A 23,701-nucleotide genomic window follows, 5' to 3' on the forward strand; every position below is an offset into this window, starting at 1 on the left:
AGGAGTCTGAACCGATGAGCCAAAGGGAACCCGCGCGTTTCCTGTTGTTGAACTACATGAAGCTGGAGGCGCAGCAGGTGCCGGGTGTCTCGGACCTGCTGCGTCAGCCGCGCCCCACGGATGCGCGCTTCCCGCGCAGCCTCTACAAGCACGAGGCGGGAGACAGGCTGCTGGAGTTCATCGGCTTCCAGGAGCTGTCCGGCCTGGGCGAGCTGCTGAACGACGCCTCGTGGCGCGAGACGGAGGGCCTGGTGCGGCCCCGGCTGGCCATGGACTTCCGCCGGCAGCTCCACGCGCTGCGCGACGTGGTGAAGCCGTCCGAGTCACCCGTGCCGGGCGCGGAGCGCCTGCAGCTCAGCCGTGGGGAGATTGCGCCGCGCGCGCTGGACGAGTACCACGCGTGGCGCCGTGACACCTTCTTCCCGCACGTGCGCTCGCTCGAGCCGGTGGAGGCCTTCACTGCGTACCACTCCGTGATGAGCACCGAGCCCGGCTTCCTGTTCCTCGCCGGCTACTCGGGCCCCGCGGAGAAGTTCCTGGAGGCGCAGAAGACGCCCGCATGGCAGGAGCTGACGGGCCACGCCGCGAGCCGCTACGTGCTCGGCGCGGTGGCCACGTCCAACTGGACGCGCGTCTGAAAGACGCGCGGCTCTCCATCTTCCTTCCATTTCACTGCCGCCCCTGGGGTGTCTCAGGGGCGGCTTCGTGCGTTCAGCTCGGTGACGCTGGTGTCACGGCGGGAAGGAGCATCGTCACCTCCCGCATGAAGGCCACCAGGGCGCCCACCGCGTCATCACACTCGAGCTTCCGGTAGATGCGCGTCCAGTAGAGCTTCACCGTCGGATACGCGATGCCGAGCTCCGCCGCGATTTCCTTGCTGGTCTTCCCTTGTGACACGAAGCGGGTGAAGACCTCGCACTCGCGGGAGCTGAGCCGCTTGCGTCGCGCGTAGGCCAGCGCAATGTCGTACAGCCTGTCTCGAGGACCCGCGAGGAGTGGTGCGGCAGTGGCCCGCTCGGCGACCCTGGAGATGTCCTGATCTATCGATGATGTCTCTTGCGCAATCACAGCGGACTCCGTTCACTCGACTCGTGTATTGGCAAGCGCCCCCGAATTCCCCCCTCCGTACTCACCGTGTCACCCGTCCTATCCCGCTTGAGACGCGATTTGCCCCCGACTGCCTACAGAACTCTGAACCCACCAGGCCCACTTCCGATACCGTGAGCCATTGAGGAACCATGTCATTGACGACCAAGGATTGAGAAACGACACGCGCCATGAGCCCTCCTATTCTTCTCATCATGGTGAGTTGTGACGTAATGCATTATATCACGTATCTGACGGTTGTCTATTTTCACTTGAATTTAGTGAATTGACTACAAAATCACCATACCGCGCCTCACGACGCACGGAGGCGGCGGCACGTGCCGTGAAGTGACGGACGTACCGGGGTGATGATTGCGGGATGAAAGTTTCGCGGCGCGCGAGGAGCTCGACGTCCGGGTGAGACGGGCGGTGACGTGTTGGATGCGTGGCGCTCGGCGCGCGAGCCTGGCTCGCACGGGTGCCTTCGCTCTTCAGTAGCGTGCCCACGGACGGAACTCCCCCTCGGTTGCCCTGGCGATGTGAAGCATCGCCTTTCACAGCAGGACTGCATTCCCAAGACAATACACAGGCGCCCCTGCGGAGGGCTCTCCCCAAAGCCCTGTCGCGCGCGATGTGTATTTTTGCAACTGTAGCTACAAATGTTACAGGCGCTGAAAACGACGAAACGCCACGTCCCGCGCAGGAGCGCGGGACGCGGCGCGAGAACCGTGTATCAGTTCTTGCTGGCCTCGACGAAGCCCGCGGAGTCCTCGAAGAAGTGGTACTCGAGGATCTTGCCGTCCTTGACGACGACCTTGAGGGCCCAGTCGCTGGCATAGGGCTTGCCGGTGGTGCGGATGTTGTGGACGAAGGCGCCGCTCGCGAAGGCGACGTTGCCCTCACCGATGACGGAGTCCACGGAGAACGCCTTGGTGTCGAAGTTCTTCCCGAGGTTGGTCACGAAGTCCTTCGCGCCCTGCTGGCCGCTGTAGGAGCCGTGCAGCTGGGTGCCCTTGCGCTCGCCCTTGCGGACGGCGGTGATGACGGCGTCCTTGTGGAACGAGTTGACGACGCCCTCGCCGTCACCCTTGCCGAAGGCCTCGAAGAAGCCCTTCACGACGTCGGCGGCGCTCTTGGTGGCGGTGTTGGCGGCAGCAGCGGTGGTCATTTCCTTGTCCTTCTTGGTGGTGGCAGCGGCGGGCGGGTTCTTGCCCTCGGCCGCGGCCGTGGTGTGAATGGAGAGGGCGAAGACGATGGCGGTAAGGGTCAGCTGGACCTTCATTGTGGACTCCTGAAGCTGGGGCACACGCCTGCCCGGGCCGGGGGGCCCCGAGGCAAGCGATTGCCGGGTCGGTTCGCGCCGAGGCGCGAGATCACACACTCATTCGCACACGCTCCCGCGAGAGCGCAGGGTGTGTGTGAACGGGTTGACGGAGTGCATAGTAGGGGCCGCGGATGCGACGAACAATGACCGAAACGCTCGCTTTTCAGTCCAAAAGTCTCAGCCCGGTGGATGCACGGTGGGATGCGCTATTGTACGCCCCGGCCTATTAAGGTGGGGACCATGGACGTACTCGCGAACGTGCTGGGCGTGACCCAACTGGGTAACACGATGCTCTGTCAGTCGGAGCTCCTGTCGCCATGGGGGCTCGACATCAAGGCGAACACGAAGACGGCCGTGCACCTCGTGCAGCGGGGCGTGTGCTGGCTCCGGCTCGAAGGGGAGAAGGAGCCGATGCGGCTCGTGCCCGGCGACGTGGCGCTCGTGGGCAGCGGCGTCCGCCACTTCATGACGGACGACCCGGGCACGCGGGCGGAGCCGTGGGAAGAGGCGCTGGAGAAGGCGAAGCTGCGCCTCGCCGCGCTGCCGCCGAACGCCTCCGCGGACACCACGGTGCTCCTGTGCGCGGCCTACGAGTTCGAGCAGGACGGGCAGCACCCGCTGCTGGCGCTGTTGCCCAAGCTGATCCGCCTCAACGTGGACTACACGGAGGAGGGCGGCCAGTTCCAGGCGCTGGTGCGGCTGCTGGCCCACGAGTCGGGGCGCAAGCTGCCGGGCTCGGAAATCGTCATCCCGCGGCTGGTGGACAGCCTGTTCGTCTACATCGTGCGGGCGTGGATGGCGAGCCAGCCGGTGGGCGCCGGAGGCTGGTTCGGCGCGCTGAGGGACCCGCAGATTGGGCGCGCGCTGTCGCTCATCCACGAGAATCCGGAGCTGCCGTGGACGGTGGAGAGCCTGGCGGCGAGGGTGGCGCTGTCCCGGGCGGCCTTCGCGCGGCGCTTCGTGGAGCTCGTGGGCGAGCCGCCGCTGAAGTACCTGACGCGGTGGCGGATGAGCCTCGCCGCGAAGATTCTGAAGACGACGACGGAGTCCGTGGATGTCGTCGCGGCGCGCGTGGGGTACGACTCGCCGACGGGCTTCGGCAAGGCGTTCCAGCGCTACCTGCGCGTCGCGCCGGGCCGCTACCGCTCGGCGAGCCATCCGGAGCGTGTGGCGGACGTGGAGCACGAGGACGAGGCGGCGAACGAGTCCGAGGAGCTCTCCGAGCAGGAGTCGGTGGCCTCGCTCCCTCCGGCCGCAGCGGCGCCGCCGAGGGTGCTGCGCGTGGTCTCCGGACGGGACAGCCGCCTGCCGCGCTGAGGCGGAGAATGTCTGTCAATGCAGTGCCGTGGCTGGTGCAACCTGGTCAACGGGAGGCGTGTTCGTTGACAAGTGCCTCGCGGCTCCGTTATCTGCGCGGCCACAACTGAATCGCCGCCTGGGGTGCCCACGACGGGCATAACAGGGAAGCCGGTGTGAATCCGGCGCGGTCCCGCCACTGTGAGTGGGTGAGGCCGCTTCCACGAAGTGCCACTGGGTGCAGCAGGTGCCCGGGAAGGCGGAAGCGGCGCGGGGAGTCCTCCTCGAAGTCCGAGGAGCCCTCCGCAACCCATGAGCCAGGAGACCTACCCCAGGCAAAACGACTGACCCTCTCCGTGGACTGAGAGGAGGTTGCCATGCGCTGGGTGCATGGGCGCTGGAACGGTGCGAACCGTCCCGCTCCCGTCGACGACCGTCTCCTGTCTCGCGTGTGCGGAGCACCGCTCGTGCTCGCCGCGTTGCTGCTGTTGCCCGCGCGTGCGCATGCGATGCACCTGGCGGAGGGCGTACTGCCCCTGCCATGGGCCGCCGGTTGGACTGTCACGATGCTGCCCCTCGTGGCGCTCGGGGTGCGCGCGCTGCGGCGGCGCTCGGCGGAGGACCCCGTCTTCGGGCCGTTCCTCGCGATGCTCGCGGCGGCGGTGTTCGTCATCTCGTGCATGCCGGTGCCGGTGCCCACGGCGGGCACGTGCAGCCACCCGGTGGGTACGGGGCTGGCGGCGGTGCTGGTGGGGCCGGTGCTCACGGTGCTCGTCACGCTGGTGGCACTGTTGCTCCAGGCACTGTTCCTCGCGCACGGCGGGCTGACGACGCTGGGCGCGGACGTGTGGAGCATGGGGATTGCCGGTGGGTTCGCCGGGTGGCTCGCGTTCCGCGCGCTGAGGAAGCTCGATGTGCCGCTGTGGGGGGCGGGGTTCGTCGCGGGGCTGGTGGCGGACTGGGCGACGTATGCGACGACGGCGTTCGAGTTGGCTTCGGCGCTGCACGGGGAGGAGGGGCTGGGACGGGCCTTCACGGCGGTGGCGCTGGCCTTCGTGCCGACGCAGTTGCCGCTGGGGTTGCTGGAGGCCACGCTGACGGCGGGAGCGCTGGTGTTCATCTCGCGGCGGCGTCCGGCGCTGCTGGCATTCGGTGCCGCCGCGCAGCCTCCGGTGTCGCCGTGACGGCCGCGCCGCAGGGATGGCCTGGAGTGGACGAGCACGTGGTGCGCCCGTACGCGGAAGCCGCGGGCCGCACGCCCGCGCCGCTCTTTCCGCAGCCCGAGGGGGATGTGCTGCTCTTCGCCTTCCTCGTGGCGGGGCTCATCGGTGGCTGGGTGCTGGGGTACAGCTACCGCGCCCTCTTCGTGGAGGGAGGCCGCCGTGGTGCGTGAGCCTCCCGCGTGGGTGCGTGGGCTCGATGCGCGGGTGAAGCTGGGCATTGCGCTCATGCTCCTCGTCGCGGGGCTGGGCGGTCCACTGCCGTGGGCGCCGCTCGCGGTTGCGGCCGGCACGGGAGCGCTCGGGCTTGCGTGGGGGCGGAGTGTCTCTCGTGTGGCGCGTGGGTTCGGTGCGGCGCTGCTGGCGGGAGCGCTCGCGGCCGCGCTGCATGCAGTCCTTGGTACTCGGCTCGGAGTGGCGGCGGGGTGGCTACTGGGCGCGCGCATGGCGGCGGGCGTCGCCGTGTTCGGACTCTTCTCGCACCTGACGCCTCCGTGGGACTTCGCGCATGCGCTCCGGAGACTCGGAGTGCCGGACGTGTTCACGGAGCTGCTGGCGCTCTCGGCGCGGTACGCCCGCGTCTTCGAGGGCGCGGCACGCACGGCGCGTGAGGCGCAGTTGGTGCGTGGGGGCTACAGCGGTACGCGGCGTTCGCTCGAGTCGATGGGTGCGCTGGCGGGGCTCACGCTGGTGCGGGCTTTCGACCAGGCGTGTGCCACCGCCGAGGCACGTGCGGCGCGTGGAGTCGGGGGCCGGCTGTGACGGTGCGCCTGGGTGTGGAGGCCATCGGTGCGGGGCCCGTGGGCACTCGTGCAGTCCTCACTGGCGTGTCCTTGGAGGCTCGGGCCGGAGAAGTCGTCGCGCTTCTCGGCGCCAACGGTTGCGGCAAGACGACGCTGCTGCGCACGCTGATGGGTCTTCTTCCTGAACGGAGTGGGCGGACGCTGCTCGACGGTGCACCCCTTGGGCGGGGCGCTGCGGCGCGAGCGGCGGCGGGTGTGGCGCTCGCCTTCCAGAATCCCGACGACCAGCTCTTCGGCGCGACGCTCGAAGAGGACGTGGCGGCGGGGCCTCGAGCCCGGGGCCTGGGAGCGGCGGAGGTGGCGGCGCGCGTGGGCTCCGCACTCGAAGCCGTCGGGCTCACGGGGCTCGGCTCGCGCGAGGTGGAGCAGCTCAGCTTCGGTGAGAAGAAGCGCGCCTGCCTGGCCGGGGTGCTCGCCCTGCGTCCCCGGGTGCTGCTCCTCGATGAGCCCACCGCTGGACTCGACCCTGTCGGCGAGCGCGAGGCGGCCGGGCTCCTTCGCCGCGTGGCCCGTGAGACAGGGGCCGCCGTGCTCGTGGCCACCCACGCCGTGGACGAGGTGCCCCTCTTCGCCGACCGCGTCGCCGTGCTCGGTGAGGGCACGTTGCTCGCCTTCGGTTCACCCGAGCAGGCCTTCGCGGATGCGGACCTGCTCGCCCGTGCGCGACTGCGGCCTCCCGCCGCGCTGGAGCTGTGGACCCGGCTCGGAAGCCCCCTCCTCCCCGCGCCCCTCACGCTGGACGCCGCCGCCGAGCGCCTGCGCCCGCTCCTGGAGGTCCGCCCGTGACGACTCCTTCCTCCCGCCGGGGCGTGCTCCTCGTCGGCCATGGCAGCCGGGACCCGCTCGCGCTCGCGGAGGTTCGTGCCTTCGCCGAGGCCTTCCGCGCGCACCGTCCCGACTGGCGCGTGGAGCTCGCCTTCGTGGAGCTCACGCCGCCCCCGCTCATCGAGGCGCTCGACACGCTCGCCGCCGAGGTGGACGAGGTGCTGGTGGTGCCGCTGTTCCTCTTCACCGCGCGCCACGTGAAGAACGACATTCCTCTCGCGCTCTCGCTCGTCCGCCAGCGTCACCCCCACGTGCGCTTCACCGCGGTACAGGCCTTCGGCGTCCACCCGTCGCTCGCGCAACTGGCCTGGTCGCGATTCGAAGCGGCCGTCGGGGGACCGCTCACACCGGACGTCGCGGCGAAGACCTGCGTGGTGATGCTCGGGCGCGGCTCGTCCGACCCGGATGCCAACGGCGACTTCGTGAAGCTCGCGCGCCTGTTCGCGGAGGGACGCGGCCTCGCCCAGGTGCTGCCGGCGTTCATCGGTGTCACCACGCCCAAGCTGGATGATGCCCTCGACCTGCTCGCCCGCGCTCGCGCCGAGCGTGTGGTGGTGGTGCCCTACCTGCTCTTCACCGGCGTGCTGCTCCAGAAGGTGCGCGACCAGGTGGCCCGTTTCGGCGAGCGCTACCCCTGGGTGCGCGCCTCCCTCGCTCCGCATCTCTGGGATGGGCCCGTGGACGCGCTCCTCGCGCACGTGGAGCGGAGGATGGAGGACGCGCTCGCCGGTGACGCACCCCTGCCTTGCGACACCTGCCAGTACCGCGTGCCGCTCGCGGGCCTGCAGCGCGAGGTGGGCGGAATGCGCGCGCTCCTGTGGAGCATCCGTCACCGCGAGACGCACACCCAGGCGGCGCCTCATCCACACGCGCACCGGGCGTTGGAGAAGCACGTGCTCATCTGCGGCAACGCGGACTGCGCGGACCGGGGGAGCCTCGGGCTCATCGACGCCGTGCGCCGGCGCCTCAAGCTCTTCGACAAGTCGCGCACCGTGCGCGTGACGAAGACGAGCTGCATGGGCCGCTGCGGCGAGGGCCCCACCGTCGCCGTGTACCCGGACGGTGTCTGGTACCGCGGCGTGAAGGAAGCGGACGCGCAGGAGCTGGTGGACGAGCACCTGGTGGGTGACCGGCTGGTGGGCCGGCTCGTCGACAACATCATGAGCTGAACGAGGAGCGAACATGGCTTGCCACGAACTGGCCGCGCTGCGGCTTTCCCTGATGAACGTGCTCGGCATCGAAGATGCGGCCGAGAAGCAACACGAGCTCGCCGAGTTGGGCGCCGCGGCGGAGACCCCGGGGGTGCTGCGCTCGCTCGCCCAGTCGAGGGACCTCGCCGAGATGCAGCGCTTCTTCGAGTCCGCGCTCTCGGACCTGCAGGAGAAGGTGGCGGGGACACGCGCGGACGACCCGAAGCTGCCCTACCTGCGCACGCTGCTGGTCCTCACCCGGGGCGTGGAGCTGGAGCTGCAGCGCCACGTGGACTCTCTCACGTCGCTGTGGCGCGGGCTCGAGGAGCTGCACGACTTCACCCACGAGCTGTACCCGCGCGACTAGCGTCATGGCTACCGCACGCACCGCACGCCTGCTCGCCAGCGAGCCCGTGGACTCGCGAGGGAGACTGCTCACTTTCGAGACGCCGGAGCCCCTGGGCTTCGTGGGCGGTCAGTACATCATCGTCGACACCGGCATCGAGCGTGAGGATGGCCGGCGGCACAAGCGCGCCTACTCGCTGGTGAGCGCCGACTCCGAGCAGCGGCGCTTCCAGCTCGCGGTGTACCAACACGGCCCTGGCTCCGCCGTGCTGCATGCGGCCGAGCCAGGGGCCACGTTCTCCTTCAGCGGACCGTGGGGCAGCTTCCTCCCCGAGGACTCGCTGCCGCGCCGCACGCTGCTCGTCGCCACCGACACGGGCATCACCGCGGCGCTGGGACTGCTGCGTGCACGTACCTTCGTGCCGCACCATTCGATGACTCGGCTGCTGTGGCTGCGCCCGGAGGGCTTCGGCTTCTTCTCCGCCAGTGCCGTCGAGAAACTGGCGGGCTTCGCGCCCGAGCTGGGGACGCTGCCCCCGGTGAATCATCCGGACCGGCTGGAGGCGCTGCGCGCCGAGGTGCTTCCCTTCTTCGCCTCGCATCCTCCCCAGAGCGTGTACCTGTCCGGAGACGGCGCGGTGCTCGCGCCCCTGCGCACGGAGCTCTACGCGCTCGGGGTACCGGAGGGCGCGGTGCGACTGGAGGCGTTCTTCAATCCACCCGTGCGCAAGGCGGCGGCATGAGCCAGAGCGCCGCTCCCCTCGTCCCGCCGCGCGACAAGCGTGGCACGCGGACCGGCTTCACCACCGGCGCATGCGCGGCGGCCGCCGCCAAGGCCGCGGTGCGTGTGCTGGTGCGAGGGGGCGCGCTCACCGAGGTGGAGACGATGCTGCCCAATCGGGACCGCGTCACCTTCGCGCTGCACCGGTGCGAGACGGACGGAGAGCGCGCGGTGTGCAGCGTCATCAAGGACGCGGGCGACGACCCGGACTGCACCCACGGCGCAGAGCTGGTCGCCGAGGTGCGCCTCACGCGCGACGGTCAGGTGACGCTCGCGGGAGGGCAGGGCGTGGGCGTGGTGACGAAGGAAGGCCTGGGCCTGGAGGTGGGCGGCCCGGCCATCAACCCGGTGCCCCGGCGCAACATCATCGACATGGTGCGCGAGGAGCTTCCCGACGGCGCGGGGGCCCTGGTCACCATCCACGTGCCGCGCGGCGAGGAGATGGCGAAGGAGACGCTCAACGCGCGCCTGGGCATCCTCGGTGGCATCTCCATCCTGGGGACGACGGGCATCGTCCGGCCGTATTCAACCGCTGCCTACAAGGCGAGCGTGGTGCAGGCCATCGACGTGGCCCGGCACCGGGGCAGCGTGGACCTGGTCCTGACCACCGGCGGCAAGAGCGAGAAGTACGGGATGGCGCTCCTGCCGCACCTTCCCGAGGAGGCCTTCATCCAGGTGGGCGACTTCATCGGAGTGGGCGTGAAGCACTCGGCGCGCGTGAAGGCCGAGCGCATCCACGTGGTGGGGATGATGGGGAAGTTGTCGAAGATGGCCGACGGCAAGACGCAGACGCATGCGGCCGGTTCCGACGTGAACATGGAGCTGCTGGCGCAGTTGGCCCGTGAGTCGGGCGCGCCGGAGACGCTGGTGCGCGAGGTCGAGGGAGCGAACACCGCGCGCCACGTGCTGGAGCTGTGCGCTGCGCAGGGCTTCACCGACATCACCACCCGCGTGTGTCGGCGCGTGGTGGAGCACCTCTCGCGGCACGCGGGGCCCGGCCCCGAGGTGCGCGCGTATCTCGTGGACTTCAACGGCACGTTGCTGGGGCAGCACCCGGCGCCGCCGCGGCAGGAGGAGGCAGCGTGAGCGACATGCGCCAGTTGACGGCCCTGGGCCGTCGCATCGAGGACGAGAGCTTCTCCATCATCGACCAGGAGGCGGGAGCCCACGGCCACGCGCCCGCCGAGTGGCAGGTGGTCCGCCGCGTCATCCACGCCACCGCGGACTTCGAGTTCGCCCAGCTCGTGCGCTACTCGCCGGATGCCATCGCCTCGGGTGTGGCGGCGCTGAAGCGTGGTGCGCCCGTGGTGGCGGACGTGAAGATGATTCTCGCGGGGCTCGCGGAGGAACGGCTCGCGGCGCATGGCTGCCGCACGCACTGCTTCATCTCCGACGAGGATGTCATCGCGGACGCGAAGGCGAACAACAGCACTCGCGCCATCGAGAGCATGCGCAAGGCGCACCGGCTGGGACTGCTGGAGGGGGCAGTCATCCTGGTGGGCAACGCGCCGACGGCGCTGCTGGAGGTCGCGAGGCTGGTGCGCGAGGAGGGGCTGAAGCCAGGCCTCGTCGTGGGAGTGCCGGTGGGCTTCGTGTCCGCGGCCGAGTCCAAGGAGGTGCTGCTCGGGCTGCCGGTGCCGCACATCGTGACGCGCGGGCGCAAGGGCGGCAGTACCATCGCGGTGGCCATCGTCCACGCGCTGCTCCTGCTGACGCGGGAGGGAATGTCATGAGGCGCGCCGTCACCGTCGTCGGAGTCGGGGACGACGGGTGCGCGGGCCTGTCCGCGCGTGCGGCAAACGCGGTGGCGCAGGCCCAGGTGCTCGTGGGCGGTGAGCGGCACCTCGCGTTCTTCCCGCAGTTCACCGGGGAGCGCATCGTGCTCAAGGGTGGCCTCGGTGCCGCGCTGGAGCGGGTGGCGGAGCTGGCGCAGGAGAACCAGGTCTGCGTGCTCGCCTCGGGCGATCCGCTCTTCTTCGGCATCGGCGGGCTCGTTGCTCGCAAGGTCGGCGCGGACGCTGTGGAGTTCGTGCCCCATCCGTCCAGTGTGCAGCTCGCCTTCGCTCGCATCGGCGTGGCGTGGGAGGACGCGCAGGTGCTGTCCTTCCACGGCCGGCCGCTCACCGGCCTGTGTGCGCGACTGCGCGGCCTGGCCAAGGCCGCGCTCCTCACCGATGGCGTCAACACGCCTCCTGTGATTGCCCGGCACCTCGTCGCGCACGGGCAGACGGGGCTCACCGCGTGGGTCTGCGAGCGGCTGGGCAACCCGGGCGAGCGGGTGCGGCCCTTCACGCTGGAAGCGCTCGCCGCGTGTGACGATGTGGACCCGCTCAACGTCCTCGTCCTCCTGCGCACGGACCCGGCGTGGCGGCCTCCTCCTCGCGTGCCCTTCCTCCTCGAAGATGCGTACGCGAAGCGCGTGCCCAAGCGGGGGCTCATCACCAAGCGTGAGGTGCGGCTGCTCTCGCTCGGGCTGCTCGGGCTGCGCGAGGACAGCGTGGTGTGGGACGTCGGGGCGGGCAGTGGCTCCGTGGGAATCGAGGCGGCACTGCTCGCACCGACAGGCCATGTGTACGGCGTGGAGGTGGACCCGGAGGGCGTGGCGCTGTGCCGGGAGAATGCGCTGGCCCATGGCGCCGACAACTTCACCGTCATCGAGGGCCGCGCTCCCGAGGCGCTTGCTGAATTGCCAGCGCCGGATGCCGTCTTCGTGGGCGGCTCGAAGGGCAGCATGCGCGACATCCTCGACGTGGCCTTCGCGCGCTTGAAGCCGGGCGGGCGGTTGGTGGCCAACGCCGTCACCCTGGAGAACGTGGCCGAGGCCTACGCGGGGCTCCGGGCACTTGGCGTGGAGCCGGAGGTGCTGCTGGTCAACGTGGCCCGGGGAGAGCCCCTCGCTCGCTACCAGCGCTACGACGCGCACAACCCCATCCACCTCTTCTCCGCGACGAAGCCGGAGCAGGCACAGGTTCAGGAGGCATCCCGATGAGTGGCGTACTGGTGGGCGTGGGCGTTGGTCCCGGAGCCCCGGACCTGATGACGTTGCGAGCAGTGCGCGTGCTGCGCGAGGCGGACTGCATCGCCATTCCGCGCCGCTCGGAGTTCGACGAGTCGCTCGCGTGGCGCATCGCCAAGGGGAATGTGGGCGAGGTGCCAGGTCAGGAGCGCCTGTTCCTCACCTTCCCGATGACCAAGGACCCCGAGCGCCTCAAGCCCGCCTGGGCCAAGGCCTTCGCTGAAATCGCGCCCCGGCTCGCCGCGGGCAAGCGCGTGGCTTTCATCTCCGAGGGAGACCCGCTCGTCTACAGCACCTTCATCTACCTCCTCGAAGCCGCGCCCGAGCACTTCCCTGGCGCCCGCATCGAAGTAGTCCCCGGGGTGTCCTCCATCACGGCAGTTCCGGCCGCCGTGGTGCAGCCCATCGCCGATGGTCAGGAGCGCATCGCCGTGCTCCCCGCGACGTACGGAGTGGAGGACCTCTCGCGCGTGCTGCGCGACTTCGACACCGTGCTCCTCATGAAGGTCAGCAGCGTGATGCCGCAGGTGGTGGCCGCGCTGGAGCAGGAGGGCCTGCTGGACCGCGCCGTGTACGTGTCGCGAGCCAGCGCGGGCGCGGAACGAGTGGTGCGCGACCTGCGCAGCATCCGCAACGACAAGTGCGACTACTTCTCCATGGTGATGGTGGCGAAGAAGGAGCGCAGCGGCGTGCTCGCCGGCCGCGCGGTGGCCGCGCTCGCGGAGGCCACCTCGTGACGCCGCGAAAGCCCTTCGCCATCTACGCCATCACCCTGCACGGGCTGGACATCGCGCGCAGGCTCTCCGAGGCGCTGCCCGGCGCGGACGTGTACGTGTCGGAGAAGTTGCTCGCGAAGGCGGCTCCCGGCGCGTTGCCGCTCGGCCTGCCGATGGGGCCCACGCTGCGGCGGACCTTCACCGCGTATGACTGCCACGTCTTCATCATCTCCGTGGGCGCGGTGGTGCGCATGGTGGCTCCGCTCCTCGAGGACAAGAAGGTGGACCCGGCGGTGGTCTGCGTCGACGACGCGGCCCGCTTCAGCATCTGCGTGCTCTCCGGCCACGTGGGGCGCGGCAATGCCTTCACGGACCGCGTGGCCGAGGCGCTCGGGGCCACGTCCGTGGTGACGACGGCGTCCGACGTGCGCGGCACCCTCACCGTGGACATCCTCGGGCGCGAGAAGGGCTGGCGGCTCGATGACCCGGACCGCAACGTGACGCGAGGCTGCGCCGCCGTCGTCAACGAGACGCGCGTCCTCTTCGTGCAGGAGACAGGTGAGCCGGATTTCTGGCCGCTCGACAAGGCGCTGCCTCCGGGCGTCGAGTACGTCACGTCGCTGGAGGGCGTGGACCCCTCCGCATGGGAGGTCCTCCTCGTGGCGAGCGACCGCGACCTGAAGGAGACGCACCGCGCGCACTGGGAGAATGCGGTGGTGTACCGGCCGCGCTCGCTCGTGCTCGGCCTGGGGTGCGACCGCAACACGCCTCCCGCGCTCGTCTCGCGCGGTGTGGACACGCTGCTCGCTCGGAGCCTGCTGTCTCCACTGTCCGTCAAGGCGGTGGCCACCATCGACGTGAAGGCGGACGAGCCGGCCCTGCTGGAGTTGTGCGCGGCGCGGGGCTGGGAGCTCGTCACGTACCCGGCGGCGCAGCTCGACGCGGTGGAGGTGCCCACGCCTTCGGACACGGTGAAGCGGCACGTGGGCACGCGCGGAGTCAGCGAGCCCGCGGCACTGCTCGCCTCGGGCGCGGCTGAGTTGTTGGTCCGCAAGCAGGTCTACACGGAGGAAGGCGCCGGCCGGTCGATGACGTTCGCCGCCGCGCGCATTCCCTTCGCCTCTCGCAAGGAGTCCGCCCGTGTCTGAGGGTGTCCTGTCCGTCGTGGGCATCGGCCCGGGGGATGGCGCGCATGCCACGCCCGCCGCGCTCGCCGCCATCCGTGAGGCGGAGGTGGTGGTGGGCTACCGCACGTACATCCAGCTCGTGCGCCACCTGCTCGAAGGCAAGGAGGTGGTGCAGACCGGGATGACCGAGGAGATTGGCCGGGCCCGCTCCGCCGTGGAGCGTGCTCGCGGTGGTGCTCGCGTGGTGCTCGTCTCCTCGGGAGACGCGGGCGTGTACGGCATGGCGGGCCTCGTGTTCGAGGTGCTGCGCGACATCGGCTGGAAGCGCGGGGACTCGCCCGAGCTGCGGCTCATTCCAGGCATCACCGCCGCGTCGAGCTGCGCCTCTCGCGTGGGCGCGCCGCTGGTCCACGACTCGTGCACGATTTCGCTGTCCGACCTGCTCACGCCCTGGGCCACGATTGCGAAGCGCATCGAGGCCGCGGCGGCCGCGGACTTCGTCATCTCGCTCTACAACCCGGCGAGCGGCCGACGCACCCGGCAGATTGTCGAGGCGCAGTCCATCATCCGCCGCTACCGCGAGGGCACCACGCCGGTGGCGCTGGTGAAGGGCGCCTACCGCGAGGGCGAGAAGGTGGTGCTCACCGACCTGGACCACCTGCTCGACTACGAGATTGGAATGCTCACCACGGTCATCGTGGGCTCGAGCCAGACCTTCATGTTCGAGGGCTACATGGTGACGCCGCGTGGCTACACGCGGAAGTACACCTTCGACGGTGACGTGCTGCCGGGCCAGCGTCCGGGCCGCTCCCTCGTCGTGGCGGAGGAAGGCTGAACATGGCGCGCGTGGGACGGCTGGCCGGGGCGCTCCTGGCCGAGACGCAGGGCGAGTTCTTCCTCGTGGGAGACCTCAAGGAACCGTGTGACTGGGCCGCAGCGGGCTTCGAGCCTCCGGTGCGGACACCCGGCGTGGACGTGCACTTCGTCCGTCTCCAGCCGGTGCGCGCCGTGGAGGTGGCCCCGCCGCTGCTCGTGCTGGAGGTGGAGGGCGAGGCACTGGCCGCGCTGCTCTACGAGCGGCTCGTCATCCACCGCAACGCGAGCGTGTCCGAGCGGCTGTGGCGGCTCGTCACCCAGGGCGAGGCGGAGCCGCGTACCGACGCGCGGTGGCTCGGACAGATGCCTGGCGCCGTGTGGAACGTGGTGCGTGACGGCGTCCTCAAGTGCTCCTGAAGCGAAAGGCTCCAGCATGAAGGTCTACATCATCGGCGCGGGGCCCGGAGACCCCGACCTCATCACCGTGAAGGGTGCGCGGCTCGTCGAGCGCTGCCCCGTCGTCCTCTACACCGGCTCGCTCGTGCCCGAGGCCGTGATTGCTCGCGCTGCTCCCGGAGCGAAGGTGCTCGACTCATCGGGGATGACGCTGGAGCAGATTGTCGACGTCTTCAAGGAAGCGCACGCGCGCGACGAGGACGTGGCCCGCGTGCACACCGGAGACCCGAGCATCTTCGGCTCCACCGCGGAACAGATGCGGCAGCTGGAAGCCCTGGGCATCGAGTACGAAATCGTGCCCGGAGTCTCCAGCTTCACGGCGGCGGCAGCGGCGCTGGGCAGGGAGCTCACGCTGCCGGAGCTGTCCCAGACGGTCATCCTCACGCGCGCCGAGGGGCGCACGCCGATGCCTCCGCTGGAGAAGCTGGACGACCTGGCACGCCACCGCGCGACGATGTGCCTGTTCCTCTCGGTGAATCTCATCCGCGACGTGGTGGCACAGCTCACGCCCGCGTACGGAGCGGAGTGCCCCGTGGCCGTGGTTCAGCGGGCCACGTGGCCGGACCAGCGCGTGGTGCGCGGCACGCTCGCGGACATCGGAGACAAGGTGCGCGAGGCGCGCATCACCGCCACCGCGATGATTCTGGTGGGCGAGGTGCTTGAGGCGAAGGACTTCGCCAACTCGCGCCTGTACGACGCGAGCTTCACCCACCGCTTCCGCAAGGGGACCGACCGTGCGTCGTGACTTGCGGCTCGCGGTGACGGGCTCCGCGTCCACGGGGAAGACGGCGCTGGCCCGAGCGCTTTCCGAGGCGCTCGCGCTGCCGCTCGTTCCCGAGGAGATGCGCCCGTATCTGCTGCGCGCGGGCGTGCGGTTGGAGCAACAGCCGCCCGAGGTCGCGGGACGGGCGCTCGAAGCCCTGTGGCGCGAGCGCCTCAAGGTGGAGGCGGTGCATCCCGAGGGGTTCGTCGCGGACAACTGCGCGCTCGACTTCGCGGCGTATGCCCTGCACCACGGGTGTGCCGCTGAAGCATCCAGGGTGGTTACCGCCGCTGTCGAGCGCGGCGGCGCGTACGACGCGGTCTTCCTGCTGCCCCATGGCGTGCTGCCGTACGAGCAGGACGGGGTGCGGAACCCGAGCCCCGAGCAGGAGCTGCGCTATCAGCTCGTGCTGGAGGCGCTGCTTCGGCGGCATGTGCCCGCCGCTCGGCTCATCGAAGTGCCCTCTCGGCTGCGCACGGTGGAGGCGAGGGTGGCCTTCTGCATCGACGCGCTCTCGCGCCTGCCGCGTTCCCGGGGGCCGCTCGTGTCGCTGGTGGGAGCCGGGCCCGGTGACCCGGGGCTGCTCACCCTGCGCGCGCGGGAGGTGCTCGCGCAGGCGGATGTGATTGCGTACGACGCGCTCGTCGCGCCGGCCGTGCTGGCGTCGCTGCCACCGGGTGTGGAGCGCGTCTCGGTGGGACATCGCAATCAGGGCGCGAAGCAGGCGGGCTATCGCATCCATCCGGCGGTGCTGGAGCACGCGCGCGCGGGCCGGCATGTGGTGCGACTCAAGCAGGGTGACCCGTTCATCTTCGGTCGGGGCGGCGAGGAGGCGGAGGAACTGCTGGAGGCAGGCATCCCCTTCGAGGTGGTGCCGGGCGTCTCCGCGGCGCTCGGGGCCGCTGCGTACTCGGGCATTCCGCTGACGCATCGTGAGTACGCCTCGGACGTGACGTTCGTCACGGGGCACGACATCGACGGGCCTTCGAGTCACACCGACTGGGCGCGACTCGGCGCGGCCGCGGGGACGCTGGTGCTCTACATGGCGACGCGGAAGCTGGCGGCGAACCTCGCCCGGCTCGTCGCGTGCGGCCGGGCGGCGGAGACTCCTGCGGCCTATGTGGCTTCGGCCACCACGCCTGAACAGGAGGTGGTGGTGGGAACGCTGGCGAACCTCGCGGCGGAGGTGGAAGCGCGAGACCTCCTCGGTCCTCCGGCGCTCGTGGTGGTGGGCGAGGTGGTCCGGCTGCGCGAGCGGCTGCAGTGGTTCGAGGCTCGCGCTCGCGGGCTCGTGGCGGAGGTGGCGGCATGACGGACGCGAAGACGCGAGGGCTGCTCGTCGTCTACACGGGCGACGGGAAGGGCAAGACGACGGCGGCGCTGGGCGCGGTATTCCGAGCGCTCGGGCGCGGCCTCAAGCCCGCCGTGGTGCAGTTCATCAAGGGCAAATGGAAGACGGGCGAGCGGCTCTACGCGGAGACGATTCCCGGGCTCGTGTTCCTCACCATGGGGCGCGGCTTCACCTGGGAGAGCGATGACCTGAGCCGCGACAAGCGCGCGGCCGAGGCGGCGTGGGAGGAGGCGGCCCGGCTCATCGGCTCGGGAGAGCATGGGCTCGTGGTGCTCGATGAGCTGACGTACTGCCTCAACTACGGATGGCTCGGTGTGGACGCGGTGCTGGCCACGCTGGAGCAGCGCCCCTCGCACGTGCACGTCGTCGTCACCGGACGCAACGCGCCCGAGCCGCTGCTGGAGCGCGCGGACCTCGTCACCGAGATGCGCGCGGTGCGCCACCCCTTCACGAAGGGCCTGCCCGCGCAGCCCGGACTGGATTTCTAGGTCATGAGCGGATCCGGCATTCCCCGGCTCGTCGTCGCCGGCACGTCCAGCGGCGTGGGCAAGACGACCACGGTGGTGGCACTGACTCGCGCACTGCGGGCGCGTGGCCTCCGTGTGGCCACGTTCAAGTGCGGCCCGGACTACCTGGACCCCACGTTCCACGCGAGCGCCAGCGGTGCGCCGTGCCACAACCTCGACGGCTGGATGATGGGGCGGGACGCGGTGGTGGGTACCTTCACCCGCGCGAGCCGTGGGGCGGATGTGGCGCTCATCGAGGGAGTAATGGGGCTGTTCGATGGGGCCTCGGCGGACACGGATGATGGCTCGGCCGCGCAGGTGGCCCGATGGCTCGCGGCGCCCGTGCTCGCCGTCGTGGATGCGAGCGGCATGGCGCGGACCATCGCGGCCATCGGTCATGGGCTCGCGACGTTCCATCCGGAGGTGCGGGTGGCCGGGCTGTGGGCCAATCGTGTCGGCAGCCGGGGACATCTGGAGTTGTTGCAGCGGGCCTGTGTCGGCACGAGCACGCCGGTGATGGGCGGATTGCCAGAGCGGCCGGAGCTGGCCTTTCCCGAGCGACACCTGGGGCTCGTCACGGCGGAGCAGGGAGGCCTGCCTCCGGAACGGATGGAAGGGTGGGGGGCGCTCGCGCCCGAGTGGTGCGACCTGGACGCGGTGCTCCGGCTCGCCGCGAGCGCGGGCCCGCTCGATGAGGCCGCGGCTGAGGCGACAGGGCGTGAAGTACAGGCGCCGGTGTGCCGCATCGCCGTGGCTCAGGACGAGGCGTTCCACTTCTACTACGAGGACAACCTGCGCCGGCTGGAGGCGCTGGGGGCCGAGCTCGTGCCCTTCAGTCCGGTGCGGGACGCGACGCTTCCTCCGAACGTGCATGCCCTCTACCTGGGCGGTGGTTATCCGGAGGTGCATGCGGAGGCGCTGGCTGGCAACGCGGTGATGCGTGAGGCAGTGCATGCCTTCGCGCAGGCGGGTGGCCCGGTGTACGCGGAGTGCGGCGGGATGATGTACCTCGCCGAGGCACTGCGCACGCTCGACGGCCGGCGGCACGAGATGGTCGGGCTGGTGCCTGGCGTGGCTGTGATGGCGCCCAAGCTCCAAGCGCTCGGCTATGTGGAGGTGGAGACGGCGCGCCGGACGGTGCTCGGTGGCGCGGGGCTTCGCTTCCGTGGGCATCAGTTCCGGTACTCCACGTTGGAGGGGGCTCCCTCGGAGGGAGGGGCGCTCCGGATACGGAGGCGGCGCGGCGACTCCACACATCAGGAGGGGTATGGGCCGGACAACGTGCTCGCCTCCTATGTGCATGCACACTGGGCTTCCAATCCGCTCGCCGCGGAGGGCTTCGTGCGGAGTGCTCGTGCGTTCCGTGAGGGAACGCGATGAGTGCGCTCGCGGTCTTCCATCCGGAAGACGTGTCGGTGCCGCGCCTCGAAGATGGACTGCTCGTGGTGCGGCTCGGTGCGCCGCATGCCGTCCTCTCCTGGGCCGTACACCGTGGAGGGCGCACGCGCGCGAGCGTGGTCGCGTGGCGTCAGGTGACGGACTCGGAGCTGGGCCCGGACGTGGACCCGGCGTTGCTCCTCTCACGCAGCCTCGAAGCGCGGGAGCTGTCCGGAGCGGTGGGACTCCTCACCTCGCGCGATGTGTCGCGCTACGAGGACGTCACCCGTGTGCACGGTGAGTACTCGGCGCGGTGCGTGGCCACGGTGGGGTTGGGCAATGCGCTCGCCGTTGGGGATTCCCCCGGGCCGCTCCGCCGGAGCATGGGCACCATCAACCTGTTGTGTGTGCTGTCCCATCCGGTGGGAGAGGGCGCGCTCGTCGAGGCCGTGTCAATTGCTTCCGAGGCCCGTACAGCGGCGATGTTGGAGGCGCGGTTCCCCTCACGTCGCTCTCTGCGTGCGGCGACGGGCACCGGTACGGACTGCATCGTCGTGGCGGCACCGGAGGATGGCCCTGAACCCGAGACTTGGGTGGGCAAGCACACGGCGCTCGGCGCGGCACTTGGTGCAGCAGTGCACGAGGCCGTGGCCCGAGGCGCTCACGCGTGGCTGGTCGAGCGGGGCCTGCGATGAGTGCGCGCATCATCCTCGTGGGCGGAGGCGTGCGCTCGGGCAAGAGCCGCTTCGCACTTCAGCTCGCGGAGCAACTTGGCCCGCGTCGTACCTACTTCGCCACGGCGCAGGCCTTCGACGACGAGATGCGCGAGCGGGCACGGAACCATCAAGCAGAGCGCGAAGGTCGCTTCGCCACGGTGGAGGAACCGTGGGAGCTCTGTGAACGGCTCGCGGCTGACACGTCCGACGTGGCCGTGGTGGATTGCGTCACGCTGTGGCTCTCCAACCTGCTGCTGCGCGGAGACACGGCGGAGGCCATCCTCGCCGAAGTCGAACGGCTCACCTCGGTGCTGTGCGCACGTGCGGGCACAACAGTGCTCGTCACCAATGAAGTAGGCATGGGCGTGGTGCCGGACACTCCGCTCGGCCGCGTTTTCCGAGACATCTCGGGCGGTGCGCACCAGCGGCTCGCGGCCTGCGCGGACGAGGTGTACTTCGGCGCCCTGGGACTCCTCCTGCGCCTCAAGCCTTCGCCCCTCATGGTGGAGGTGCCGCGATGACGGGCGGGGCCCTGCATGCGGGCGCGGTGCTCGTGCTCGCCCTCCTGTGGGATGCGCTCCTGGGCGAGCCACCCGTCCCGGTGCACCCGGTGGTGTGGATGGGACGTTTGCAGCGCGCGCTGCGGCGTCGGGCTCCTCGTGCTCCATTGCCCGCGTTTCTGTGGGGGACGTTCATGGCCCTCCTGGGACCGCTCGTCTTCGGTGGCGGCTCGTGGCTGCTCCTGCGTGCGCTCGCACCGGTGCCCGCGCTCCAGTTCGTCGTCGAGGTGTACCTGCTCAAGAGCGCCTTCGCGGTGCGGGCCCTCGCGGAGGCGGGGCTCTCTGTCGAGCGTGCGCTCGGCGCGGGTGACCTCGCGGGTGCGCGGTTTGGTCTGCGCAGCCTCGTGTCCCGGGACACCTCGGAGCTGACGCCTACGCTGTTGTCGGCGGCGGCGGTGGAGTCGGTGGCGGAGAACACGTCGGACTCCGCCGTCGCGCCGCTCCTGTTCTTCGCGGTGGGCGGTGTGCCCGCGGCGCTCGTGTACCGCGCGGCCAACACGCTCGATGCCCTCGTGGGCTACCGGGGCGAGTACGAGTGGCTGGGGAAGGCGGCGGCCCGGCTCGACGATGTCCTCAACCTCGTCCCCGCTCGGCTCACCGCCGCGTTCCTCGTACTGGCGGCTCCTCTGGGGCGCGCCTCCCCTGTCGCGGCTCTGCGCTGCTGGTGGCGTGACGGAGCGCGCACCGAGAGCCCCAACGCGGGCAGGCCCATGGCGGCCGTGGCTGGTGCGCTCGGCGTGCAACTGGAGAAGGTGGGCCACTACCGGCTCGGCGCCGAGGGCCGGCTCCCGGGCATGGGTGACATCGCCCGCACGGTGCGCCTCATGGTGGGCGCCAGCCTCATGGGCGCGCTGGCCTCGGTCCTTCTCACCTTCCTGCTGTGGGGAGCCTGAACCGTCATGCGCCCATTGCCTCGTCCCGAGCTGCTCGACCTGCCTCCCGCGCCGCATGGCGGTGACGCGGCACAGGGGCTCCTGGACTTCAGCACCGGCGTGTGTCCGTTGCCGCCTCCGGACTCGGTGCTCGCGGCCCTGCGCACGGCGGATGTCACGCGCTACCCGCATCCGAGCGCGCTCCCCCTGTGCGAAGCCGCGGCCCGGGCGCACGGTGTGTCCGCGGATGAAATCGTCGCTGGCAATGGCTCGGCGGAGTTGCTGTGGGCGCTGGCTCGCGCCTTCGTGGGCGTGGGGCGCAAGGCGCTCGTGCTCACTCCGGCGTTTGGCGAGTACGCCCAGGCGGTGCGTGCCTCGGGTGGGCGCCTCGCCACGCTCACGGCGGAGGGGCCTCCCTTCCGATGGGAACTGGCACGCGTGATTGCCGCGCTCGACGTGCACCATCCCTCGCTCGTCTTCGTGGGGCGTCCGTCCAACCCGTGCCTCTCGTTGCTGCCGTATGAAACGCTCGTGAAGGCCGCGCGAGCGCATCCCGGCACGCTCTTCGCGGTGGACGAGGCGTACCTGCCGCTCTTCCCCGGCGCGGAGGGACTCACGCCCGGGCCCAACGTGGTCCTGGTGCGCTCGCTCACCAAGGTGCTTGCGATTCCGGGCGCGCGGCTCGGTTACCTCGTGGCTTCTCCCGATGTGGCCCGTGTCGTCCGCTCCGCGCTCCCTCCGTGGAATGTGTCCGCGCCCGCGCTCGCAGCGGGGCAGGCCGCGCTGGCGGTGCTTCCCTCCGTGCTGCCCCAGATTCAGGCGGAGGTCACCCGGCTGCGCACCCTCCAGTCCTATCTGCTCAGGTCCGTGGGGGCTCGGGTGGACGCGGAAGGGGGAACGTTCCTCCTCGTGCGGGTGGACGACGCTCCGGCCTTCACCCGACGGATGGCGGACGCGGGAGTGCGCGTGCGCGACGCGACGAGCCTCGGACTGCCGCACCACATCCGGCTCGGGGTCCGCCCCGAGTCCGAGCACCCTCGCTTGCGCGCGGCCTTCGTGCGCGCGCTGGAGCTGACATGACTGCTCGCACCCTGATGGTCCAAGGAACTGCCTCCAGCGTGGGCAAGAGCCTGCTCACCACCGCGCTGTGCCGCATCTACGCGCGCCGGGGTCTCCGCGTGGCGCCCTTCAAGAGCCAGAACATGGCGCTCAACTCGGCCGTGTGTCCGGACGGCGCGGAGATTGGCCGCGCGCAGTACGCGCAAGCCGAGGCGGCTCGCGCGAGCCCTCGCGCGGAGATGAACCCCATCCTCCTCAAGCCCGAGACGACGAGTGGCTCGCAGGTGGTGGTGATGGGGAAGGTGCTCGGCAGCATGCACTTCCGGGACTTCCACCAGCGCAAGCCCGAGCTGCGCGAAGTCGTGGGACAGGCGCTGGACACGCTGCGACGCGACAACGACCTGGTCCTCATCGAGGGCGCGGGCAGTCCCGCCGAGGTGAACCTCAAGTCGAGGGACCTGGTGAACATGTGGGTCGCCGAGCGGGCGGATGCGCCCGTGGTGCTCGTCACCGACATCGAGCGCGGCGGAGCGATGGCCGCGCTGGTGGGCACGCTCGAGCTCCTGGAACCACACGAACGCGCGCGGGTGCAGGCGATGGTCGTGAACAAGTTCCGAGGGGACCCGCGCCTGTTCGATGACGGGGTGCGCTTCCTGGAGGAGCGGCTCAGGGTGCGCGTGGCGGGCGTGGTGCCGCACCTCGGGGACACGGGCATCGCGAGCGAGGACTCGCTCGACCTCAAGCCCCGGGGAACGGGAAGGGGTGCGGCGCGCGTGGCGCTGGTGAAGCTGCCGCGCCTGTCCAACTTCGATGAGTTCGAGCCGCTCGCGCGCGAGGCGGGGCTCGAAGTGCATTGGTGCGAGCGGCCCGAGGAATTGGAGGGCGCGGACCTCGTGGTGCTGCCGGGCACGAAGTGCACCGCGCATGACCTCGCGTGGTTGCGGAAGACGGGGCTCGCGGCGGCGGTGGTGCGGCGGGCCCGCGCGGGCGGGGCGGTGCTGGGCATCTGCGGCGGCTACCAGATGCTCGGGGAGCGCGTCCTCGACCCGCTGGGTGTCGAGTCGAAGGAGCCCGATGTGCCGGGGCTGGGGCTGCTGCCCATCGTCACCCGCTTCGAGCGGGAGAAGGCCACCGCTCCGGTGGTGATTCGGCTCGCGGAAGGGCTTCCGTTGCTCGAAGCCGCGGGAGGGCAGGAGGCGCGCGGTTATGAAATCCACTGTGGCCGGGTGACGGTGGCTCCCGGGGCGCACGCGTTCGGGACGTTGCTGCGTCGCGGGCCGGAGCCGATGCGCGCGGACGAGGGCTGCACGGTGGGGAGCGTGGCGGGGACGCTGGTGCATGGCCTGTTCGAGAACGATGGGGTTCGCAGGGCGCTCCTGCGCACGCTCGGTGCGGAGGTCTCGGACGGACCGGCGGTGGACCCATATGAACGGCTCGCTGACCACTTCGAGGCGGCGCTCGACATGAGACATCTGGACCGCCTGGTGGGACTGTGA

At 70.4% G+C, this 23,701-nt stretch carries 27 protein-coding genes and 1 riboswitch; of the genes, 25 read left to right on the top strand and 2 right to left on the bottom strand.

The window, feature by feature from the left end; genetic code table 11:
* The first annotated feature begins 14 nt into the window (after positions 1–14).
* The gene (locus tag ACVTJA_RS03920) at positions 15–638 is read left to right on the top strand and encodes a hypothetical protein (protein WP_465833881.1); all 624 of its coding nucleotides are present in this window, start codon (positions 15–17) and stop codon (positions 636–638) included.
* Positions 639–711: 73 nt separating this feature from the next.
* Here the strand turns inward: ACVTJA_RS03920 and ACVTJA_RS03925 are convergent, their stop codons facing one another.
* A complete protein-coding gene (locus ACVTJA_RS03925) occupies positions 712–1,068 on the bottom strand; it encodes a response regulator transcription factor (protein WP_465833883.1) in 357 nt (118 codons plus the stop codon).
* A gap of 751 nt (positions 1,069–1,819) precedes the next feature.
* The gene (locus ACVTJA_RS03930) at positions 1,820–2,368 is read right to left on the bottom strand and encodes a nuclear transport factor 2 family protein (protein ID WP_465833884.1); all 549 of its coding nucleotides are present in this window, start codon (positions 2,366–2,368) and stop codon (positions 1,820–1,822) included.
* Between the two features lie 282 nt (positions 2,369–2,650).
* Here ACVTJA_RS03930 and ACVTJA_RS03935 point away from each other — a divergent pair, with 282 nt between their 5' ends.
* From ACVTJA_RS03935 to ACVTJA_RS04050, 24 genes are all read left to right on the top strand, one after another.
* Entirely contained in the window at positions 2,651–3,727 is a 1,077-nt protein-coding gene (locus ACVTJA_RS03935; protein ID WP_465833886.1) for a cupin domain-containing protein, read from the top strand.
* Positions 3,728–3,831: 104 nt separating this feature from the next.
* Positions 3,832–4,054: riboswitch (cobalamin riboswitch) on the top strand.
* A gap of 29 nt (positions 4,055–4,083) precedes the next feature.
* Positions 4,084–4,890 (top strand): energy-coupling factor ABC transporter permease, encoded by an 807-nt coding sequence (locus ACVTJA_RS03940; RefSeq protein ID WP_465833888.1) that lies wholly within the window; start codon positions 4,084–4,086, stop codon positions 4,888–4,890.
* Between the two features lie 26 nt (positions 4,891–4,916).
* Entirely contained in the window at positions 4,917–5,099 is a 183-nt protein-coding gene (locus tag ACVTJA_RS03945; RefSeq protein WP_465833889.1) for a hypothetical protein, read from the top strand.
* On the top strand, positions 5,089–5,688 hold the full coding sequence (locus tag ACVTJA_RS03950) for an energy-coupling factor transporter transmembrane component T family protein (RefSeq protein ID WP_465833891.1): 600 nt from the start codon (positions 5,089–5,091) through the stop codon (positions 5,686–5,688). Before ACVTJA_RS03945 ends, ACVTJA_RS03950 begins: the two co-directional genes overlap by 11 nt.
* Positions 5,689–5,753: 65 nt before the next feature.
* Positions 5,754–6,515, top strand: a complete 762-nt coding sequence (locus ACVTJA_RS03955; RefSeq protein WP_465833893.1) for an energy-coupling factor ABC transporter ATP-binding protein — start codon at positions 5,754–5,756, stop codon at positions 6,513–6,515.
* Entirely contained in the window at positions 6,512–7,723 is a 1,212-nt protein-coding gene (locus ACVTJA_RS03960; protein ID WP_465833895.1) for a CbiX/SirB N-terminal domain-containing protein, read from the top strand. Before ACVTJA_RS03955 ends, ACVTJA_RS03960 begins: the two co-directional genes overlap by 4 nt.
* A 13-nt stretch (positions 7,724–7,736) precedes the next feature.
* Positions 7,737–8,111: a DUF3209 family protein gene (locus ACVTJA_RS03965; protein WP_465833897.1), complete on the top strand. Its 375-nt coding sequence runs from the start codon at positions 7,737–7,739 to the stop codon at positions 8,109–8,111.
* Positions 8,112–8,115: 4 nt separating this feature from the next.
* Positions 8,116–8,832, top strand: coding sequence for an FAD-dependent oxidoreductase (locus tag ACVTJA_RS03970; protein ID WP_465833899.1), 717 nt, complete (start codon positions 8,116–8,118; stop codon positions 8,830–8,832).
* The gene (locus ACVTJA_RS03975; protein ID WP_465833901.1) at positions 8,829–9,956 is read left to right on the top strand and encodes a cobalt-precorrin-5B (C(1))-methyltransferase; all 1,128 of its coding nucleotides are present in this window, start codon (positions 8,829–8,831) and stop codon (positions 9,954–9,956) included. Before ACVTJA_RS03970 ends, ACVTJA_RS03975 begins: the two co-directional genes overlap by 4 nt.
* 5 nt (positions 9,957–9,961) lie before the next feature.
* Positions 9,962–10,603: a precorrin-8X methylmutase gene (locus tag ACVTJA_RS03980; protein ID WP_465840303.1), complete on the top strand. Its 642-nt coding sequence runs from the start codon at positions 9,962–9,964 to the stop codon at positions 10,601–10,603.
* Positions 10,600–11,859 carry a precorrin-6y C5,15-methyltransferase (decarboxylating) subunit CbiE gene (gene cbiE / locus ACVTJA_RS03985; RefSeq protein WP_465833903.1) on the top strand — a complete coding sequence of 420 codons (1,260 nt, stop codon included), beginning with the start codon at positions 10,600–10,602 and terminating at the stop codon, positions 11,857–11,859. Before ACVTJA_RS03980 ends, cbiE begins: the two co-directional genes overlap by 4 nt.
* Positions 11,856–12,623: a precorrin-2 C(20)-methyltransferase gene (gene cobI / locus ACVTJA_RS03990; protein ID WP_465833905.1), complete on the top strand. Its 768-nt coding sequence runs from the start codon at positions 11,856–11,858 to the stop codon at positions 12,621–12,623. The genes cbiE and cobI overlap by 4 nt, the downstream gene beginning before the upstream one ends.
* The gene (locus ACVTJA_RS03995; RefSeq protein ID WP_465833907.1) at positions 12,620–13,750 is read left to right on the top strand and encodes a cobalt-precorrin 5A hydrolase; all 1,131 of its coding nucleotides are present in this window, start codon (positions 12,620–12,622) and stop codon (positions 13,748–13,750) included. Before cobI ends, ACVTJA_RS03995 begins: the two co-directional genes overlap by 4 nt.
* Positions 13,743–14,564 carry a precorrin-3B C(17)-methyltransferase gene (gene cobJ / locus ACVTJA_RS04000; protein WP_465833909.1) on the top strand — a complete coding sequence of 274 codons (822 nt, stop codon included), beginning with the start codon at positions 13,743–13,745 and terminating at the stop codon, positions 14,562–14,564. The genes ACVTJA_RS03995 and cobJ overlap by 8 nt, the downstream gene beginning before the upstream one ends.
* Positions 14,565–14,566: 2 nt before the next feature.
* Positions 14,567–14,962: a precorrin-3B C(17)-methyltransferase gene (locus tag ACVTJA_RS04005; RefSeq protein WP_465833911.1), complete on the top strand. Its 396-nt coding sequence runs from the start codon at positions 14,567–14,569 to the stop codon at positions 14,960–14,962.
* Between the two features lie 16 nt (positions 14,963–14,978).
* Positions 14,979–15,746, top strand: coding sequence for a precorrin-4 C(11)-methyltransferase (gene cobM / locus ACVTJA_RS04010; RefSeq protein WP_465833912.1), 768 nt, complete (start codon positions 14,979–14,981; stop codon positions 15,744–15,746).
* A complete protein-coding gene (gene cobA, locus ACVTJA_RS04015; protein ID WP_465833914.1) occupies positions 15,736–17,076 on the top strand; it encodes a uroporphyrinogen-III C-methyltransferase in 1,341 nt (446 codons plus the stop codon). The genes cobM and cobA overlap by 11 nt, the downstream gene beginning before the upstream one ends.
* Positions 17,073–17,603 carry a cob(I)yrinic acid a,c-diamide adenosyltransferase gene (gene cobO, locus ACVTJA_RS04020; protein WP_465833915.1) on the top strand — a complete coding sequence of 177 codons (531 nt, stop codon included), beginning with the start codon at positions 17,073–17,075 and terminating at the stop codon, positions 17,601–17,603. Before cobA ends, cobO begins: the two co-directional genes overlap by 4 nt.
* 3 nt (positions 17,604–17,606) lie before the next feature.
* Positions 17,607–19,001, top strand: a complete 1,395-nt coding sequence (locus ACVTJA_RS04025) for a cobyrinate a,c-diamide synthase (RefSeq protein WP_465833916.1) — start codon at positions 17,607–17,609, stop codon at positions 18,999–19,001.
* Positions 18,998–19,693: an adenosylcobinamide amidohydrolase gene (locus ACVTJA_RS04030; protein WP_465833918.1), complete on the top strand. Its 696-nt coding sequence runs from the start codon at positions 18,998–19,000 to the stop codon at positions 19,691–19,693. The genes ACVTJA_RS04025 and ACVTJA_RS04030 overlap by 4 nt, the downstream gene beginning before the upstream one ends.
* Entirely contained in the window at positions 19,690–20,235 is a 546-nt protein-coding gene (cobU, locus tag ACVTJA_RS04035; protein WP_465833920.1) for a bifunctional adenosylcobinamide kinase/adenosylcobinamide-phosphate guanylyltransferase, read from the top strand. Before ACVTJA_RS04030 ends, cobU begins: the two co-directional genes overlap by 4 nt.
* A complete protein-coding gene (cbiB, locus tag ACVTJA_RS04040) occupies positions 20,232–21,167 on the top strand; it encodes an adenosylcobinamide-phosphate synthase CbiB (protein WP_465833922.1) in 936 nt (311 codons plus the stop codon). Before cobU ends, cbiB begins: the two co-directional genes overlap by 4 nt.
* Before the next feature lie 6 nt (positions 21,168–21,173).
* Positions 21,174–22,226: a pyridoxal phosphate-dependent aminotransferase gene (locus ACVTJA_RS04045; protein ID WP_465833924.1), complete on the top strand. Its 1,053-nt coding sequence runs from the start codon at positions 21,174–21,176 to the stop codon at positions 22,224–22,226.
* Complete coding sequence (locus ACVTJA_RS04050; protein WP_465833926.1) at positions 22,223–23,701, top strand: cobyric acid synthase; 1,479 nt, start codon at positions 22,223–22,225, stop codon at positions 23,699–23,701. Before ACVTJA_RS04045 ends, ACVTJA_RS04050 begins: the two co-directional genes overlap by 4 nt.

The organism is Pyxidicoccus sp. M6, from assembly GCF_055568925.1.

Excerpts from the sequence above, each read along its gene's own strand:
- cobI (WP_465833905.1), top strand. The coding sequence starts at position 11,856 with ATGAGTGGCGTACTGGTGGGCGTGGGCGTTGGTCCCGGAGCCCCGGAC.
- ACVTJA_RS04050 (WP_465833926.1), top strand. The coding sequence starts at position 22,223 with ATGACTGCTCGCACCCTGATGGTCCAAGGAACTGCCTCCAGCGTGGGC.
- ACVTJA_RS03920 (WP_465833881.1), top strand. The coding sequence starts at position 15 with ATGAGCCAAAGGGAACCCGCGCGTTTCCTGTTGTTGAACTACATGAAG.
- cobU (WP_465833920.1), top strand. The coding sequence starts at position 19,690 with ATGAGTGCGCGCATCATCCTCGTGGGCGGAGGCGTGCGCTCGGGCAAG.
- ACVTJA_RS03935 (WP_465833886.1), top strand. The coding sequence starts at position 2,651 with ATGGACGTACTCGCGAACGTGCTGGGCGTGACCCAACTGGGTAACACG.
- cobO (WP_465833915.1), top strand. The coding sequence starts at position 17,073 with ATGACGGACGCGAAGACGCGAGGGCTGCTCGTCGTCTACACGGGCGAC.
- ACVTJA_RS03970 (WP_465833899.1), top strand. The coding sequence starts at position 8,116 with ATGGCTACCGCACGCACCGCACGCCTGCTCGCCAGCGAGCCCGTGGAC.
- ACVTJA_RS04030 (WP_465833918.1), top strand. The coding sequence starts at position 18,998 with ATGAGTGCGCTCGCGGTCTTCCATCCGGAAGACGTGTCGGTGCCGCGC.
- cobM (WP_465833912.1), top strand. The coding sequence starts at position 14,979 with ATGAAGGTCTACATCATCGGCGCGGGGCCCGGAGACCCCGACCTCATC.
- ACVTJA_RS04045 (WP_465833924.1), top strand. The coding sequence starts at position 21,174 with ATGCGCCCATTGCCTCGTCCCGAGCTGCTCGACCTGCCTCCCGCGCCG.
- ACVTJA_RS03975 (WP_465833901.1), top strand. The coding sequence starts at position 8,829 with ATGAGCCAGAGCGCCGCTCCCCTCGTCCCGCCGCGCGACAAGCGTGGC.
- ACVTJA_RS03965 (WP_465833897.1), top strand. The coding sequence starts at position 7,737 with ATGGCTTGCCACGAACTGGCCGCGCTGCGGCTTTCCCTGATGAACGTG.
- ACVTJA_RS04005 (WP_465833911.1), top strand. The coding sequence starts at position 14,567 with ATGGCGCGCGTGGGACGGCTGGCCGGGGCGCTCCTGGCCGAGACGCAG.
- ACVTJA_RS03980 (WP_465840303.1), top strand. The coding sequence starts at position 9,962 with ATGCGCCAGTTGACGGCCCTGGGCCGTCGCATCGAGGACGAGAGCTTC.
- cbiB (WP_465833922.1), top strand. The coding sequence starts at position 20,232 with ATGACGGGCGGGGCCCTGCATGCGGGCGCGGTGCTCGTGCTCGCCCTC.
- cbiE (WP_465833903.1), top strand. The coding sequence starts at position 10,600 with ATGAGGCGCGCCGTCACCGTCGTCGGAGTCGGGGACGACGGGTGCGCG.
- ACVTJA_RS04025 (WP_465833916.1), top strand. The coding sequence starts at position 17,607 with ATGAGCGGATCCGGCATTCCCCGGCTCGTCGTCGCCGGCACGTCCAGC.
- ACVTJA_RS03930 (WP_465833884.1), bottom strand. The coding sequence starts at position 2,368 with ATGAAGGTCCAGCTGACCCTTACCGCCATCGTCTTCGCCCTCTCCATT.
- ACVTJA_RS03940 (WP_465833888.1), top strand. The coding sequence starts at position 4,084 with ATGCGCTGGGTGCATGGGCGCTGGAACGGTGCGAACCGTCCCGCTCCC.